We start from the raw sequence: 15,263 nt of genomic DNA, 5'->3' as shown, positions 1-15,263 counted from the left end.
GGCGGGGCCGCACCCTCTCGCGGGTGCGGCCCCGCCGCCGTCCGTCCCGGCCCAGGTCGTACGCGGCGACGAGGGTGAAGTCGTCCCGCTGGGCGTGACCGGTGATCTGGCGGCGCAGGGCGGCCAGGGTGAAACCGGTCCGGGTGACGTCGTCGTGCCCGGCGTGTGCGTCGGCCCAGACGTCGCTCGACGGCGTCCCGGATGTCCCACAGGTCCTTCCGGCAGCCCGGCACCAGGTGGGTTGAGGGGCGCGCGGCATGAGCCTGGAAGCCGTCAACTGCTGAATTCACGCCGCCGACGCTGGGAGATAATGGCGTTTTGCCGCGGGTATGGGTCCAGCCCCGGCGGACCAGACTGGGAGCTCTTCCGTGAATGACGCCGTCAGCCACCGTCTGCTTGCTCCGGAGCGGGCTTTCCGTCTGATCGTCACCGGTGGTGGGACCGGTGGCCACACGTACCCCGCTCTCACTGCGGTGCGCACGCTCCGCACCCGGCTCGCGGCCGACGGCGAAGACCTGGACGTCCTGTGGGTGGGGAAGAAGGGCGGACTGGAGGAGCGCGTCGCAGCGGCCGAAGGGATCGCGTTCACTGCCGTCGCAACCGGCAAGATCCGCCGGGACCGGAATCCGCTGAAGATGGTGTCGCCTGCCAACGTCAAGGACATGGGCCGCGTGCCGCTCGGTGTCGCCCAGGCGCGCAAGGTCGTCGCCGACTTCGACCCGGACGTCGTCCTCGCGACCGGCGGCTACGTAGCCGTTCCCGTCGGCCTCGCCGCCAAGTTCTGCCGTCGACCGCTCGTCATCCACGAGCAGACGGTCCGCCTCGGTCTCGCGAACCGGGCCCTCACCCGGGCTGCGGCGAGGGTCGCGGTCTCCTCCGAGTCCACGCTGGAGCTGCTGACGGACTCCGCTCGCCGGGTAGCCGTCGTGACGGGCAACCCGGTACGGCCCGAGGTCTTCAGCGGCCACCCTGACAAGGCGGTCCAGGCTCTCGGGCTGTGGGGGTTCGACCGGTCCCTGCCGACCGTTTACGTCACGGGTGGTGCACAGGGATCGGCACAGATCAACGCTCTGGTACGGGACATCCTGCCGTGGCTGCTCGGGCGCGCCAACGTCGTTCACCAGTGCGGCGAGGCGTCCGCCGCTGAGCTGCGCGAGCACGCCGCCACACTCCCCCGTGACCTCTCGCCCCGCTACCTCCCCACCGAGTTCGTCGGCCCGGAGCTGCCCGACGTCCTCGCCCTCGCGGACATGGTGATCTCACGCAGCGGCGCCGGCACGATCGCGGAGCTGACCGCCCTGGGCAAGGCGGCCGTACTCATCCCCCTCGCGTCCTCGGCAGGCAACGAGCAGGCCCACAACGCCCGGCACCTGCACGATACCGGCGCCGCCGTCGCCCTCCTCGACGGCGTGTCCGCGGACGGTCTCAGGGATGCCGTCGCGCCGCTGCTCGCGGAACCCGAGCGGCGAACTGCCATGGCGCAGCGGTCCCGGGCACACGGACGGCCGGACGCAGCCGACCGGCTGGTCGACCTTCTACTGTCCGCTGCCGGCAGCCGCTGAAGTGCGGAGCAACCGGTGGTCCCGTGGAGAAGGTCGCCTCGGGACCACCGGTCCCGCCGCGTCAGGTGGGGCTGCTGGATGTGTTCCTGGTCCAGTTGCTCCGGTCGTGCAGCTCGTCGTTGTGGCGGCTGTAGTGCGTGACCGCGAGGGACGCGTCCTGGGCTCGGGGTGTGATTCGGTCGAGGCGGGGCAGAGTGTCGGAGATGAGCATGTGCCCGTAGTTCATGGCCCGGGCCCAGACGTCTTGGACCTCGTCGATGTCGGGCCAGATGGAGAAGGCGGCCTCGGCGATGACCGGTCCGGAGTCGATGCCGCTGTCGATGACGTGGATCGTGATGCCGTGCAGGGTCTCGCGATTGCGGAGGGCCCAGTTCACGGGGCGCACGCCACGGTAGCCGGGGAGACGGCCGGGGTGGCAGTTGATGATCTGCTGGGTGGCGTTGATCAGACCAGGGCCGATGATCTTGTCGTAGAGCACGCTGAAGACGAGGTCACAGCGGCCAGGCTCCAGATCGCGCCAGTCCCCCGAGTGCAGAATGCGGGTGGCAGGAAGGTGCAGCGCCACGTAGTCCGAGAGGCAGACGTCCCACTCCGGTTCCACCGCGTTCGGGACCACCGTGTCCAGAACAGTGTTCCGCAGGGCGGCGATCACCTCGCACGCATGGGCTGCCAGAGCCCCCTTCCCGAAGACGGCTGCGCGCCTCATCTCCCTCCCTCCGAGCCGCTGCGGTAGGCGAGGGCCGGGACGGAGCGCAGCGCCCGGGCGAGGGCTGTCGTGACGTGGTGGACGTCCGTGGTGGTCATTGCCGGGTGAAAGGGCAGGCTCATGACCTGCCGCGCGAGGGACTCGGTGACAGGCAGCTTGCGGTGCCAGCGGGAGAAGGCCAGCTGGAGGTGGTTCGGCGGGTAATGCACGCCGACACCGATGCTTTGGTCGCGGAGGGTTTCGAAGGTCAGGTCTCGGTCCGGGATCCGCACGACGCAGTTGAACGGCACCGTCCGGTCGATGTCGACGTCGATCAGGGCGACGCCGTCGAGCTCGGCCAGGTCGGCCGCGTAGGTGCGCCAGAGGTCCTTTCGCCTGGCCTCGACTTCCGGGAAGCGGGCGAGCTGGGCACTGCCGATCGCGGCGTGCAGCGAGGACATGGGGGCCCGGAGCCCGAAGGACGCGACCTGGTAGGACGTGCTGCGGATGCGGTCCGCCTGGGATTGGTCGATGCCCAGGAGCCGGATACGCCGGGCGGCTGCGGCCTCCTCGGGATTGCGCGGGACGAGGCCTCCGCCCTCTCCGCATGTCAGGTTCTTGATCGGCCCGAAACTGAAGCAGGTCAGAGCCCCGGTGCTGCCCACCAGCCTCGTGCCGAAGTAGGAACCGAAGGCCTGGGCGGCGTCTTCGACCACCGTGATGCCCCGGTCGTCGAGGACGTCCTGGACGGCGGTCAGGTCGACCGCCCTTCCGCCGTACAGGACGGGCATGACCGCGCGCGTGGCGGGTGTGACGGCGGCCAGCACGTCCTCGGGTTCTACGCAGAGGCTGGCCGGGCTCACCTCGATGAAGCGCGGGCTCGCGCCGACCGCGACGATCGACTGTACGGTCGCGCAGAACGTCTGCGAGGGGACGATGACCTCGTCGCCCGGGCCGATGCCGGCGAGCATGAGGCCGATCTGGAGGGCGGCGGTCCCCGACGCGACCGCGACCATGTCCGGGACGCCGAGGAACTCGGCGACCTCGTGCTCGAAGGTTTCGGTGAGCACGCCGTGCCCGTACTGGCCCGCCCTCAGGGCCTCGGCGAGCGCCTCGAACTCGGTGCCGTGCAGGAAGGGAGTCGCGTTGGTGCTCGCGCCCGCAGGGCTGTTGGCAGATGCCATCTCCGTGACCTCTCTGCTGTGGTGGTTGGGGTGCCTGGCCTGGTCAGTCACTCAGATTCCGGGCTTGGCCAGGAGGCGGACCTGTGCGGTTGGCGCGGTCGGGTTGCGCAGGAGGGGCGCCCACCGGTCGGGGTTGCGGCGGTACCAGTCGACGGTCTCGGCGAGGCCGTCCTCCAAGGCCCGGGCGGGTTGGTAGCCGAGACTGTCAGCGATCTTCGACCAGTCCATGGCGTAACGGATGTCGTTGGAGCGGCGGTCGGCCACGTAGCCGACGGAGGCCCAGCCGGCTCCGCACTCGCCGAGCAGGAGTTCGGTCAGCTTCAGGTTCGTCAGGTCCGTGCCACCGCCGATGTTGTAGACCTCCCCCGACGTGCCACCCCGCAGCACCAGCTCGATGCCCTGGCAGTTGTCCTCGACGTGGAGCCAGTTCCGGACGTGCTCGCCCCTGCCGTGCAGGCTGACGCCCTTTCCCTTGAGGAGGTTGGTGACGAACAGGGGAATGATCTTCTCGGGGTGCTGCGCCGGCCCGTAGTTGTTCGAGGAGCGGGTGACACACACGGGGACGCCGTAGGTGTGGAAGTACGAGAGGGCGACCAGGTCACTGGCAGCCTTCGACGCAGCGTAGGGGACCGTCGGCAGGAGCGGTGCCTGCTCAGTGGCCGAGCCGGTCACCAGCGGACCGTACACCTCGTCAGTGGACACATGCACGAACCGCTCAACGCTGAAGCGCCTGGCGGCGTCCAGGAGGGTATGCGTGCCGAGGACGTTCGTGGTGAGGAAGGTCCCCGCTGCGAAGAAGGAGCGGTCGACGTGCGACTCGGCCGCGAAGTGCACGACAGCGTCGTGCCGCTGGACGAGGTGGTCGACCAGCTGGTCGTTGAGGATGTTGCCTTCCACGAAGGTCAGCTTGGGAGAGAGCATCGCATCGCCCAGATTCTCCCGGTGCCCGGCGTAGGTGAGGGCATCGAGCACCGTCACCTCGCTGCCGGCCTTCAGGAGCCGCTTGACGAAGTGCGATCCGATGAATCCTGCGCCACCTGTGACAAGAACCCTGTCCATGTCTGATCCCGTCTGGAGGTGAGTCTGCTGTGGCCCGCTGGTCGAAGCACTGGGCTTCCCCGATCCCGTCCGGCCCGGGGAAGCCGTTGGTCCGCCTCGCGGTGAGGAACAGCGAACACCCCAGAGGTCGGCTGGAGGCAGGCTCACATCGGGGGCTCACAATCACGAATCCCGTTCGCGCCATGTGCATTTGGCACTACGCTCGGTCACCCGCCCTCGCGGGGCCCGGGACGGTTCACAACCACAGGGGGTGCCGCTGTGCCAGCGCAGCGCCGCGAGAAGAGCCCGAACACCGCACTCGCCCAGCTCATCGAGGAGTCCGGGGCGAGCAGCGCGGCACTGTCCCATCGGATCAACGAGCTGGCGAGACGCGCCGGCGTCAACCGCACGTACCAGCACACGTCCATCGCCAACTGGGTCCGGCGTGGCATGCGGCCAAGGCCCCCGGCGCCGGCTCTTCTGGCCGCTGTGCTGGGCGAACGCCTCGGCCGGCCCGTGAGCCTCGACGAAATCGGCATGGGCGATATGCGCGGACAGCGACAGGAGATCGGGTTTGATTTCTCCAGAGACCCTGATGAGGCTCTGCGCATCGCGACCGAGTACTGGAGCACCGTGGACCGCCGCACTTTCGTGGGCTCAGGCCCCTTTGCCATTTCCGCATTTGCCACACCCGTCAACCGATGGCTCGCTGTCCCCACCGATCCCCCCGCCGAGCACCGCCGCGGTCGGCGCCGTGTAGGCCGCGCCGACCTCGACGAGCTCTGGGAGGCAGCAGATGAGGCTCGCCGGTGGGACTCCAAGTTCGGCGGGGGGAACTGGAAAGCGAACTCCGTCACGGACTGCCTGACGCACCGGGCCGCTCCGCTGCTGGCGGGGACCTTCACCGACGCCATTGGCCGTGAACTGTTTACAGTCACAGCTGAGTTGGCGCGCGTCGCCGCGTGGTCGGCGTTCGACAAGGGCAGCCACGACATCGCTCAACAGCACTTCATCCAGGCACTGCGCCTGGCCAGGAGCTCCGGCGATCTTCAGGCCGGGTCCTACGTACTGGCCACGATGAGCTTGACAGCGACGCTCAACGGTTACCCCCAGGAGGCCATCGACATGGCCCAGGGCGCATACGAGCGCGCCAAGCACTCCGCCGCACCCCGTGTGCTGGCCTTCGCCAAGCTGACCGAGGCCCGTGCCCACGGCAGGGCCGGCGATGCCAGGGGCGCGGCCGCCGCTCTGGCCGCTTCCGAGAATCTCCTCGACTCCATCCGGTACGACAGTCGTGATCCCGACTGGCTCAGCTACCTGACGCACGCGCGGATCAGCGCCGACGCGACAGAGATCTACCGGGACCTCGGGAAACCCACTGCCGCCAGGCGTTGGAACGAGCAGGCCGACGCCATGCCTCCCGGAGTGTTCACCCGCGCCGTCGGCATCCGCATGGCCGTCGTCGGCACCACCTACCTGCAGTCCCGCGACCTCGACCGAGGCCTGGAGATGGGCGGCCGAGCCGTCGACATCCTCGGCCGTGTCCAGTCCGCACGAGCCCACGATTACATCCACGGTCTGATCACTGCCCTGGAGCCATGGCGTAAGGAAGCGCCCGTCTCCGAGTTCATCCGCCGAAGCAACACCGCGCTGGCCGCCGCCTGAAGCACCGTCTCTGCCTGGGAGCAAGTGTCTCGCGGCCCGGCAGACTGACTCAATCCATTTCTGCCACTGGATGAGGACTGAGCGATGAACAGGGTTGCCGTGCTCTCGGCTGGCTCGTGGGGTACGACTTTCGCAGCAGTGCTCGCCGATGCGGGCAACAGCGTGGTCCTGCACAGTCGCCGGCCTGAGACCGTAGCTGCGATCAACGACCGCCACGAGAATCCCATCCGAGAGACATCACGGATTCAACTTCAGTAGCCTCCTGACAGCCACCCGTGAGGAGCTGATCGAGCTCATCGAGCAGATGCAGCGGGGCTTCGACAAGGGGCTCACCATCGTGAGGTGTCAGGCATACGAACGGGGCGTCCTCGATGAGCGCGCCAGCCGTCTGCGGCGCACGGATTGAGAAATCGGGCCAGCCCGCTCGCCATCGGCGCTGACACTGCTGTGCTGGCCGTACGACTTCCGTAAGCAGGTCGTAGCCCCTCCGGAGGGCCTGCGGAGGGTCTGATGGAGCAGTGGACGAAGACACCCCCGTACCCCGCCGCCGGTCCTACGACCTCCCGCTGCCGACCCCGCCCGACGTGCTCCGCCGGGGCCCGCTGCGCGAGGGCGCCTTCCGGTCGGCCCTGCACGAGCCGCGCACCGCCGTGGTGATCGGCCGCTGGCTCGGCGCCGCGTTGCTCACCTGCTTCCTGACCGGCCTGTTCAGCCATCTGCTCCAGGAACCGCCGCCCTGGCTGCGGGACCACCTGCCCAGCCGCCCGGTCAGCGGCTACCAGATCACCCAGGGCCTGCACGTGATCAGCGGCATCGCCGCGATCCCGCTGCTGGGCGCCAAGCTCTGGACGGTCTACCCCAAGCTGTTCGAGTGGCCGCCGGTGCGCAGCGTCGGGCACGCGGTGGAGCGCCTCGGGATCGCCGTGCTGGTGGCCGCGCTGCTGCTGGAGGTGTTCACCGGGCTGCTCAACACCCTGCAGTGGTACCCGTGGCCGTTCCCGTTCCGGCAGACGCACTTCTGGATCGGCTGGCTGGCCACCGGCGGCCTGCTGCTGCACGTCGGCGCGAAGGCGCCGCTGATCGCCCGGCACTGGCGGCGGCCCGGCCCGGGCGTGGCGCAGCGCCGGGCGTTCCTCGGCGCGGTGACCGCCTCGGTGGCGGCCGTCACGCTCACCACCGCCGGGCAGACCGTGCCGTGGCTGCGCGGGCTCGACCTGTTCGCCCCGCGCCGCCCGGACATCGGCCCGCAGGGCCTGCCGGTCAACCGCACCGCCGTCCAGGCGGGCACCACGGCCGTGGCCGCCGACTGGCGGCTGCGGGTCGACGGGCCGCAGCCGTACGAGCTGACGATGGCCGAGCTGCTGGCGATGCCGCAGTACGAGGCGGAGCTGCCGATCGCCTGCGTGGAGGGCTGGAGCGCCACCGCCCGCTGGGGCGGCGTCCGGGTGGCGGACCTGCTGGCCCGGGCCGGGGCCCGGGCCGGCGCCCGGGTGCGGGTCACCTCGCTGGAGGCCGGCGGACCGTACCGGGTGACGGAGATGCCCGCGACGTACGCCCGGGACCCGCTGACGCTGCTCGCGCTGCGGGTGAACGGCGAGGTACTGCACCCCGACCACGGCTACCCGGCGCGGATCATCGCGCCGAACCGCCCCGGGGTGCTGCAGACCAAGTGGGTCGCCCGGATGGAGGCCGTCTGATGCGTACGTTCCGACTGCTGGCCGTGCTGGGCGGCCTCGGCCTGATCGGCTGGGGGCTGTACGGGCTGCTGCACGACCACTACGTCCAGGACCCGCTCGACGTGCTGACCTGGGCCGTCGGCGCCCTGGTGCTGCACGACGGGCTGTGGGTGCCGCTGGTCTGCCTGGCCGGGGCCCGGTTCGCGCGGGGCCCGGTGCTGCGGGCCTGGCTGATCGTGGCCTCCGCGCTCACCGCGGTCGCGCTGCCGGCCGTCCTGCGGGCGGGGACGGACCACGGCAACCCGACCCTGCTGCCGCTGCCGTACCTGCGCAACTTCCTCGTCCTGCTCGGGGTTTCCGCCGCGGTCGGCGCACTCTGGGCGCTGGCGCTGCGGTGGCGCCGACGGCGCGGCCGGCCCGACTGAGCCCGCGCCGGGGCCGGGCCGAGGCCGTCGCCCTCCCGTCCCCGGCTCGGCCGGACGAGTTCGCGTACGGCGGGCGAGCGTAGGGTGGAGACGGAGGCCGGTCCGTCCGGACGGCGCTCCCGAAGCCCGCTCCACGAGGACGAGGACGGGGGCAGCACCATGACCATCCCAGGATTCCAGGCCGAGGCATCCGCCTACCGGAGCACCGGCGGTTACCTGACGGGCCCGCCGCGCGGCGCCACCGGCGACCGGATCGTGCCCGCGCTGACGGACCGGCAGCAGCAGCTGGCCGACTGCTACCGGCAGGACGACGCCTGCTACGCCGAATGCACCGACCTGGAGTACCCGCTCTACGAGGAGTGCGCTGCGAGCTGCAACGCCCAGTTCGACCAGTGCGTGAACCCGGACCCGCCGCAGCCGCGGCGCTGACGCCGCCTCAGGACAGGGCGGCGAGCTCTGCCGCGACCGCGGCGAGCCGGTCGGGGGTCAGCGGGTGGCCGGTGAGGGCGAGGGTCCACTGCCAGTGGGCGTCGCGCCAGCGGTGCAGGTGAGTGGCGGGGCTGCCGGCCCATCCGGCCCGGTAGGGGCGGTCCGGCAGCGGCTGCCGGACCAGCTGCGCGCCGGTGGGCCGGTCGGTGGCCGGCCGGACGTCGAGGTCCAGGACCAGGAAGCCGCTGTCCGGGTCGCCGTCGATCGGGGCGGGCAGCCCGAGCGGTCCCGGCCAGCTGCCGGCCGGGACCGGCAGCCGGCGGTCCCGGTAGTGGGCGCGGATCCGCTCGTAGCGGCGCAGCTCGGCCTGGTCGGCGAGGTCGGCGGCCCCGTCGTCCGGGTCGGCGAACAGGTCGTCGGGGAGCGTGCGGTACAGCCGTAGCGCGGTGATCTCCTCGACGTAGCCGCCGTCGGGGCCGTGGACGGACAGGACGATCCCGAGTTCGTCGTCCAGGACCAGCAGCAGCGGGGAGCCGTCCGGACCGGGGATCTCCAGCTCGGTGGCGGGCCGCTCCTCCCGGACGGTCCGGGGACCGGCCGGGAGACCCGTCAGCCCGTGTACCACCAGGCGCGCCGGGGACGGATCGAAGGCCCAGGGCCAGTCGCCGGGCGGGTAGCCGAGGCCCGGGGTCTCCCAGGGGGCGTGGTTCAGCTCGGTGACGGTGACGCGGCCGGCCCCGGCCAGCCGCCAGGAGGACGGGGGCCGGTAGGCGAACTCGACTTCCGTCTCGACGGGTTCGGCCGGCGGGTGGCCGGGGCCGTTGCCGACCCGCGGCCGCACGGCGCGGTAGCGTCCGGTCAGCGCGTAGGACGGCCCCGGGCCGGGCCCGCCCTGCGGCGGGCCGGTGTTCTCGGGCCGGCCGGGTGCCGTCATGGATGCCTCCTCGGTACGGGAGCTGGGCGCCGGGACGCCGTGGTCAGTCGCCCTTGCCGGTGGTCGGGCAGAGCCGGGCCTCGTTCCCGACGCACACGTCCCAGCCGCGGAACTTCTCGCCCTCGGCGCCGTCGTCCCCACGGGCGGTGGAACCGTCGGCGAAGCGGACCTTGAAGTCGACCATCGGGAACTTCACCACGCCGGTGGTACGGCCGAAGGAGTGGTTGAGTTCGGTACCGTCCGGGGCCGGGCCGGAGGCCGGACCGTCCGCGCCGTCCGGCTTCCAGGTGGAGCAGGTCCGGTCGGTGTCCCCGGCGATGTTGACGCCGCACTCGTAACCGTAGGACGCCGCGAAGCCGCTCGGCCCGGGCCACGGGGAGGAGTTCAGCGTCAGGCGCCAGCGGCGGGAGTCCCCGCCGAACAGGTACTCCTTGAGGCCGAGCTTGACCTGCTGCACCGGTCGGCAGGACGAGCCACCGCAGTCGGCCTCGATCGCCCAGACGTCCGCCGAGGTGTAGATGTAGTCGGTCGTCGCCCCGCCGCCGCGGAGGAGGTAGCCGCGCGGAGTGTCCGTCCGGACCGCCCCCTGGCCGGCCGAGGGCGGGAGCGCCCCGATCGGAGCGCCGGTGCCGGCCAGCGGCGCACCGGCGAAGTACCCGACCAGCCGGGGCACTTCGTCGGCCGGCCCCTCGGCGGCCTGTGCGCCGGGGGCCGCAGCCAGCAGCAGCGCGGCGGCGCCGAGAGCACCGACGAGCCTTGAACGTCGCATCAGCCGACAGCCTTCCGGGCGGCACGGTGGGACGACGTTCTGTATATCACGCGGCCACGCAAAGTGACGGTCATGCGGGGGCAGCCACCCGTACGAGTGCCGCCCGACCGCGCGGGCCGCGCGGCCGGGGAGCTCAGGCCCGGCGGGCCGCCTCCGCCCGCAGGGCGCGGTTCTCCTCCTCCAGGGCTGCGAGCCGGGCCCGCAGCGGGTCGAGGTGCGGCCGCAGTTCGGCCTCCGAGAAGCGGGGGGTGATGTGCTGGTGGCAGTTCCAGTTGAAGCCTTCCACCCGGATCAGCATCAGCCGCTCCACCTTGCCCTCGGTGCGTACCAGGCCGAGCCGCTCGGCCAGGGCCGGGTCGGTCTCGGGGCTCTGCACGGTGGCGTGCCCGAACATCTTCAGGCGGCCCTGGCGCGCGTAGTCCATGAAGAACAGCGCCACCCGGCCGTCCGCCCGGACGTTGCCGGTGCTGATGTACTGGCGGTTGCCCCGGACGTCCGCGTACGCCAGGGTGCGCTCGTCGAGGACGTGGACGAAGCCCGGCGGCCCCCCTCGGTACTGCACGTACGGCCAGCCCGTCTCGCTGACGCTCGCGAGGTAGAAGCCGTCCCGGGACTCGATGAACCCGGCCTCGGCATCCGTCAGCAGCTCGGGTTCGTCGGCGCCCGCCAGTCTGCGGTCGCCCGCGAGCGCGCTGCCCTGCTCCCTCTGCACCCGGCGCACCGTCTCGGTGTAGGCCAGGTGGGCGTATCGGCTCATGAGGACGCTCCTCTCGGCTGGGCGGGCGGGCAGCCACTGCCCGCCCGGGGCTTGTGGTTCAGTCGGTGCGGGGCCGCGCCGGGGGCCGGGCCAGCAGGATCGGTGCGAGCAGCCCGGGGAAGCGGTCCTCCAGGTCGTCCCGGCGGAGCCGGCTGAGCCGGGCGTTGCCCACCAGCCGGGTTGCCACCACCCCGCCCTCCCGCAGAATCTTGAGGTGATGCGAGACCGTCGACCGCTTCACGGGTACGTCGAGCGAGGTGCAGGAGGCCTCGCCGGCGGCGTCGAGCAGGCGGACGATCTGCAGGCGCACCGGGTCGGCCACGGCCTGCAACACCGTCCCGAGGTCAACCTCTTCGAGATCCGGCTGTGGCAGCCAGGTGTCCTGCGCCTCGCGCATCGCGTCTCCATCCGGCCGGGCCGACCGATTCGGCCGGGGCCGATTCAATCAGTATCGACTGTTACGACATTCATCGTAACAGACGCCCTGCATCGGAGCACTGGTTCGCCCGGAATCCGTTGCCCCGGACCCAGGACAGCCTTACCTGCCTGCGCTAGAGTCCCCCAGGCCTCCGGGACGGACCACCGGGGGACGAATCCGACATGACCGAACTTTTCCACCCGACAGGAGAAATGATGGCCAGTCAGACAGTCGAGACGGCCCAGGCCCAGCGCCTGCGGATACGCCGCACCAGACGCGCGATCCACGCACTGACCGTCCTGACGCTGCTGACCGCCGCAGCCTTCGGCAGCCAGGCCGTCGCGGCCTCGCCCGCGTCCACCACGCCGCCCTCGACCGCGCAGCAGGAGAAGGGCATGAAGGCCGGGGCGCCCTTCCGCGACCCGGCGGACGCCGACACCGGCGCCCACCAGGACCTGACCATCACCCTGGACGCGGGCCGGACCAGGTTCGACCTGTCCGGGCGCGAGGTGCAGGGCGAGTCCTACACCGGCACGTTCGTCGCCCCCACGCTGCGCCTGACGCCCGGTTCGAACGTCGCGATCCACCTGGTCAACCACCTCCCGGTGGCGACCAACCTGCACTTCCACGGCCTGCACGTCTCCCCGAGCGGCCAGTCGGACGACCCGTTCCTGTGCGTGGCACCGGGCTCCTCGACCACCTACCGGCTGGCCATCCCGGCGAACCACCCGCTCGGCACGTTCTGGTACCACAGCCACGCCATGGGCACCTCCTGCCCGGCCCCGGGCACGCCCGGCGCACAGGCGATGCAGGACATGGCCGACTCGGGCTTCACGCCCGGCGACGTGGAGAACCAGATCTTCGCCGGCCTGTCCGGGGCCCTGGTGGTCGGCGACGACCGCACCCTGCTGCCCGCGCCGCTGCGGCACATCACCGCGCACACCATGGTGCTGAAGGACGCGCAGATCGACAGGTCCGGCCACATCGTCCAGAACACCGGCACCGGCTCGATCAACTCGGGCAGCCCGACCGTCCGGCTGGTCAACGGCCAGCTGCGGCCCGTGCTGTCCATGAAGCCGGGTGAAACCCAGCTGTGGCGGCTGGTCAACGCCGGCGCCGACATCTTCTACCAGCCGCACCTGGACGGCTACCGCTTCACCGTGATCGGCGAGGACGGCACCCCGGTGGCCAAGGTGAGCACCCCCGACACACTGCTGCTGCCGCCCGGCAAGCGGTACGACGTGCTGGTCACCGCGAGCGACCGGCCCGGCCAGGCGGTCCTGCGGAGCACCGCCTACAGCAACGGCCCGCAGGGCGACGCCTACCCGGACGTGGAACTGGCCCGGATCAAGGTCTCCGGCCACCCGGTGCACCGGCTGCCCACCGTCTCCGGCGCCATGCCGACCGCCCCCGCGAGCCTGACGGGCCGGCCCGTCGCCCAGCGCCGCACCCTGGACCTGTCCGAGAACGCCGACGGCACGGTCTTCTACATCAACGGCCGCCAGTTCTCGATGGACAGCTCCGTCTTCGCCACCCCCGCGAAGCTCGGCACGGTCGAGGAGTGGACGATCGTCAACCACAGCGGCGAGGACCACCCCTTCCACCTGCACACCAACGCCTTCCAGGTGACCTCGGTGAACGGCGCCGCCCAGCCGTACACCCACGTCCAGGACATCGTCCCGGTACCGCACGCGGTCAACGGCGTTCCCGGCCGGGTGGTGCTGCGGGTGGCGTTCACCGACTACCCCGGGAAGTGGATGTTCCACTGCCACATCGCGGCCCACGAGGACAACGGCATGATGAGCTACATCAACGTGGTCCCGTAGGCGGCGACTTAGGGCAATTGACCTGCGGAAACACCCGGGCGTCCGCGTCGGCGGTCGGGGTGGTTCGGCACTACGGACGAGACGTCACTGATCTCGGTGATCAGTGACGTCTCGAACGGGGCCTCGGTTCCCCGGTCTGGCGTCTCGTCAGTTGGTGAAGGCGGCGGTGAGGCCGATGGAGTCGGCGCCGCCGGCGGGCTCGGCCCAACTGTTCCAGCTGCCCTTGGTGTAGTCGGCGTCGATCTCGGTGAGGCGGTTGCTGCCGTTGACGGCGAAGATGTGGTTGACGTCGGTGGCGGCCGAGGTGGCGCTGGTGAGGCGCTTGAGGCCGCTGCCGCCCATGTTCGACCAGCCGCTCCAGCCTGATCCGCCGTAGTTGCCTTCGGCGTTGTGGAGGTTGCCGTCCGTGCCGATGACATCGAGGTGGACGGTGTTGCCGAAGGCGGCGGCGGTGACGTCCAGGCCGGTGAACCCGCCCGCCGCCGCTCCCCAACTGCCCCATGCCCCGGCGCAGTAGTCGGCGTCGAGTTCCAGGAGCTGGTGGCTGCCGTCGATGGCGTAGATGTGGTTGACGCCGGCGGTGGTGGCACTGGCGAGGTGCTTGAGGTTGGTGCCGCCGTGGTCGGTCCAGGTGTTCCAGCCGCCGTCGGGGAAGATCCCGTCGGAGTTGTGGAGGTGCCCGTCGGTGCCGACGACGGCCAGGTGGACCATGTCACCGTAGGACGAGGCCGTGACGGCTGTGGAGTTCGCGCTCCCGGGGACCTGGTTCCAGCCGGACCACTGGCCGGTGGCGTAGTTGCCGTCCTTCTCGTACACGTAGCTGTCGTTGCCGATGGCGAAGACGTGGTTGACCGAGTAGGTGGCCGCGCTCGCCACCTCCTTGATCCCGCCGGCGCCCATGTCGCTCCAGCCGCTCCAGCCGCCTCCCGAGTAGTTGCCCTCGGTGTTGTGCATCCCGCCGTCGGGGGTGAGGTCGACGAGGTGCACGGTGTCGGACCACGGCGAACTCGGCTGCGGGGCGCCACCGGTGAACCACCCGGCGGTGTAGGCCTGGTCGAGCGGAGCGTAGAAGTTCTGCGCCATCAGGGCGTACCCGGAGTCGTTGGGGTGCAGGCCGTCGGCCATCTGTGCCGGGTGCGAGGCGTCCGCCTGGTTGGTCGCGGTCAGTGCGGGTGCGTCGACGAACCTGAAGTGCTTGCCCGCGGCCTGCTCGGCCGGCTCCAGCTGTTTGAGCCGGGTGTTGTACTGGGCGATGGGCTGGGAGAGGCCCTGGTAGTTCCACCCCGGTGTGGTCGGAACGAGACCCTGCATGATGACGGTCACCCCCGGCCGGTCGGCGAAGATCCGGTCGATCAGCTGGTGCGCGTTGTCGGCGGCGGCGTTCTGGTCGACCCCTTGGTTCAGGTCGTTGATGCCGATGTGCAGCAGCACGACGTCGGGGTGGGCGGCGGCCAGCCAGCCGTCGACCCCGCCAAGGATCTGGTCGGTCCGGTAGCCGGGGTGTCCCTCGTGGTCCGGGTCGGCCATCGCACCGTGCTGCTGGGAGCCGACGAAGTCGACCGAGTACCGCGACCGGCCGGCGACCAGGTTCCCCAGCGGCAGTCGGTAGCCCCCGCCGGTGCAGCTGCCCTGGCCGTAGGTGATCGAGTCGCCGAGCGGCATGACCCGGACGGCTGGCGGCGTGCTGGTCGCCGCGGTGGTGGCTGCGGTGGCGGCTGCGGTGGCGGCGGCCGCGGTGCTTCCGGCGGTGAGCAGCAGGGCGGCGGCGGCCAGCGTGGCGAGGTGCTTCATCGGTTCTCCGGGTCAGGAGCGAGGGCAGCGGGAAGAGTGGCGGGTAAAGGGGTGGCGCCACCCTTTCGGCCGTGACCGGCCCGGCTGGGCCGGCCGGTCGCCGC

15 protein-coding genes and 1 pseudogene are annotated in these 15,263 nt (G+C 71.1%); 7 read left to right on the top strand and 9 right to left on the bottom strand.

All coding sequences use genetic code 11. The features are described from left to right. A pseudogene (locus ABD330_RS31170) lies at window positions 1-277 on the bottom strand (hypothetical protein); the annotation flags it as partial. Window positions 278-392: 115 nt separating this feature from the next. Here ABD330_RS31170 and ABD330_RS31165 point away from each other — a divergent pair. After that, the gene (locus ABD330_RS31165) at window positions 393-1,562 is read left to right on the top strand and encodes a UDP-N-acetylglucosamine--N-acetylmuramyl-(pentapeptide) pyrophosphoryl-undecaprenol N-acetylglucosamine transferase (RefSeq protein WP_344469669.1); all 1,170 of its coding nucleotides are present in this window, start codon (window positions 393-395) and stop codon (window positions 1,560-1,562) included. A gap of 61 nt (window positions 1,563-1,623) precedes the next feature. On the opposite strand, the gene ABD330_RS31160 is transcribed toward ABD330_RS31165, so the two are convergent. Genes ABD330_RS31160 through rfbB form a run of 3 tightly spaced genes read right to left on the bottom strand, consistent with a single transcriptional unit; the run spans window position 1,624 to window position 4,490 of the window. Further along, window positions 1,624-2,268 carry a formyl transferase gene (locus ABD330_RS31160; RefSeq protein ID WP_344469666.1) on the bottom strand — a complete coding sequence of 215 codons (645 nt, stop codon included), beginning with the start codon at window positions 2,266-2,268 and terminating at the stop codon, window positions 1,624-1,626. Further along, the gene (locus tag ABD330_RS31155; RefSeq protein ID WP_344469665.1) at window positions 2,265-3,431 is read right to left on the bottom strand and encodes a DegT/DnrJ/EryC1/StrS family aminotransferase; all 1,167 of its coding nucleotides are present in this window, start codon (window positions 3,429-3,431) and stop codon (window positions 2,265-2,267) included. The genes ABD330_RS31160 and ABD330_RS31155 overlap by 4 nt, the downstream gene beginning before the upstream one ends. 51 nt (window positions 3,432-3,482) lie before the next feature. Then, entirely contained in the window at window positions 3,483-4,490 is a 1,008-nt protein-coding gene (rfbB, locus tag ABD330_RS31150; RefSeq protein WP_344469664.1) for a dTDP-glucose 4,6-dehydratase, read from the bottom strand. Between the two features lie 258 nt (window positions 4,491-4,748). Between rfbB and ABD330_RS31145 the strand changes: the two genes are divergently transcribed. The 5 genes from ABD330_RS31145 to ABD330_RS31125 all read left to right on the top strand — a co-directional run bounded on the left by ABD330_RS31145 (window position 4,749) and on the right by ABD330_RS31125 (window position 8,664). After that, the gene (locus tag ABD330_RS31145) at window positions 4,749-6,134 is read left to right on the top strand and encodes an NsdA family TPR-like regulatory protein (RefSeq protein ID WP_344469663.1); all 1,386 of its coding nucleotides are present in this window, start codon (window positions 4,749-4,751) and stop codon (window positions 6,132-6,134) included. Between the two features lie 84 nt (window positions 6,135-6,218). Further along, window positions 6,219-6,392 (top strand): hypothetical protein, encoded by a 174-nt coding sequence (locus ABD330_RS31140; RefSeq protein ID WP_425555712.1) that lies wholly within the window; start codon window positions 6,219-6,221, stop codon window positions 6,390-6,392. A gap of 344 nt (window positions 6,393-6,736) precedes the next feature. Further along, window positions 6,737-7,831 carry a molybdopterin-dependent oxidoreductase gene (locus ABD330_RS31135; RefSeq protein WP_344469668.1) on the top strand — a complete coding sequence of 365 codons (1,095 nt, stop codon included), beginning with the start codon at window positions 6,737-6,739 and terminating at the stop codon, window positions 7,829-7,831. Beyond that, window positions 7,831-8,235, top strand: a complete 405-nt coding sequence (locus ABD330_RS31130) for a hypothetical protein (protein WP_344469662.1) — start codon at window positions 7,831-7,833, stop codon at window positions 8,233-8,235. Before ABD330_RS31135 ends, ABD330_RS31130 begins: the two co-directional genes overlap by 1 nt. A gap of 159 nt (window positions 8,236-8,394) precedes the next feature. Then, window positions 8,395-8,664, top strand: a complete 270-nt coding sequence (locus tag ABD330_RS31125; protein ID WP_344469661.1) for a hypothetical protein — start codon at window positions 8,395-8,397, stop codon at window positions 8,662-8,664. A gap of 7 nt (window positions 8,665-8,671) precedes the next feature. Here the strand turns inward: ABD330_RS31125 and ABD330_RS31120 are convergent, their stop codons facing one another. From ABD330_RS31120 to ABD330_RS31105, 4 genes are all read right to left on the bottom strand, one after another. Then, window positions 8,672-9,598, bottom strand: a complete 927-nt coding sequence (locus ABD330_RS31120; protein WP_344469660.1) for a hypothetical protein — start codon at window positions 9,596-9,598, stop codon at window positions 8,672-8,674. Between the two features lie 43 nt (window positions 9,599-9,641). Then, window positions 9,642-10,367 (bottom strand): hypothetical protein, encoded by a 726-nt coding sequence (locus tag ABD330_RS31115; RefSeq protein ID WP_344469659.1) that lies wholly within the window; start codon window positions 10,365-10,367, stop codon window positions 9,642-9,644. 133 nt (window positions 10,368-10,500) lie between these two features. Further along, window positions 10,501-11,124 (bottom strand): pyridoxamine 5'-phosphate oxidase family protein, encoded by a 624-nt coding sequence (locus ABD330_RS31110; RefSeq protein WP_344469658.1) that lies wholly within the window; start codon window positions 11,122-11,124, stop codon window positions 10,501-10,503. 58 nt (window positions 11,125-11,182) lie between these two features. Next, on the bottom strand, window positions 11,183-11,521 hold the full coding sequence (locus ABD330_RS31105) for an ArsR/SmtB family transcription factor (RefSeq protein WP_344469657.1): 339 nt from the start codon (window positions 11,519-11,521) through the stop codon (window positions 11,183-11,185). A 236-nt stretch (window positions 11,522-11,757) separates the two neighbouring features. Here ABD330_RS31105 and ABD330_RS31100 point away from each other — a divergent pair, with 236 nt between their 5' ends. Further along, window positions 11,758-13,368 carry a multicopper oxidase family protein gene (locus ABD330_RS31100; RefSeq protein ID WP_344469656.1) on the top strand — a complete coding sequence of 537 codons (1,611 nt, stop codon included), beginning with the start codon at window positions 11,758-11,760 and terminating at the stop codon, window positions 13,366-13,368. Window positions 13,369-13,515: 147 nt separating this feature from the next. On the opposite strand, the gene ABD330_RS31095 is transcribed toward ABD330_RS31100, so the two are convergent. Beyond that, window positions 13,516-15,159 (bottom strand): GDSL-type esterase/lipase family protein, encoded by a 1,644-nt coding sequence (locus tag ABD330_RS31095; RefSeq protein WP_344469655.1) that lies wholly within the window; start codon window positions 15,157-15,159, stop codon window positions 13,516-13,518. Window positions 15,160-15,263 lie beyond the last annotated feature (104 nt).

The organism is Kitasatospora kazusensis (assembly GCF_039529945.1).
Classification (GTDB): Bacteria; Actinomycetota; Actinomycetes; order Streptomycetales; family Streptomycetaceae; genus Kitasatospora; species Kitasatospora kazusensis.
The sequence above is the reverse complement of the archived record's forward strand: the minus strand, read 5'-3'. Positions and strand labels throughout refer to the sequence as shown.

What these genes read in the sequence shown, in the direction of transcription:
- ABD330_RS31115 (WP_344469659.1), bottom strand. Translation starts at nt 10,367, where the DNA reads ATGCGACGTTCAAGGCTCGTCGGTGCTCTCGGCGCCGCCGCGCTGCTG.
- ABD330_RS31100 (WP_344469656.1), top strand. Translation starts at nt 11,758, where the DNA reads ATGGCCAGTCAGACAGTCGAGACGGCCCAGGCCCAGCGCCTGCGGATA.
- ABD330_RS31105 (WP_344469657.1), bottom strand. Translation starts at nt 11,521, where the DNA reads ATGCGCGAGGCGCAGGACACCTGGCTGCCACAGCCGGATCTCGAAGAG.
- ABD330_RS31095 (WP_344469655.1), bottom strand. Translation starts at nt 15,159, where the DNA reads ATGAAGCACCTCGCCACGCTGGCCGCCGCCGCCCTGCTGCTCACCGCC.
- ABD330_RS31110 (WP_344469658.1), bottom strand. Translation starts at nt 11,124, where the DNA reads ATGAGCCGATACGCCCACCTGGCCTACACCGAGACGGTGCGCCGGGTG.
- ABD330_RS31155 (WP_344469665.1), bottom strand. Translation starts at nt 3,431, where the DNA reads ATGGCATCTGCCAACAGCCCTGCGGGCGCGAGCACCAACGCGACTCCC.
- ABD330_RS31125 (WP_344469661.1), top strand. Translation starts at nt 8,395, where the DNA reads ATGACCATCCCAGGATTCCAGGCCGAGGCATCCGCCTACCGGAGCACC.
- ABD330_RS31120 (WP_344469660.1), bottom strand. Translation starts at nt 9,598, where the DNA reads ATGACGGCACCCGGCCGGCCCGAGAACACCGGCCCGCCGCAGGGCGGG.
- ABD330_RS31140 (WP_425555712.1), top strand. Translation starts at nt 6,219, where the DNA reads ATGAACAGGGTTGCCGTGCTCTCGGCTGGCTCGTGGGGTACGACTTTC.
- rfbB (WP_344469664.1), bottom strand. Translation starts at nt 4,490, where the DNA reads ATGGACAGGGTTCTTGTCACAGGTGGCGCAGGATTCATCGGATCGCAC.
- ABD330_RS31130 (WP_344469662.1), top strand. Translation starts at nt 7,831, where the DNA reads ATGCGTACGTTCCGACTGCTGGCCGTGCTGGGCGGCCTCGGCCTGATC.
- ABD330_RS31160 (WP_344469666.1), bottom strand. Translation starts at nt 2,268, where the DNA reads ATGAGGCGCGCAGCCGTCTTCGGGAAGGGGGCTCTGGCAGCCCATGCG.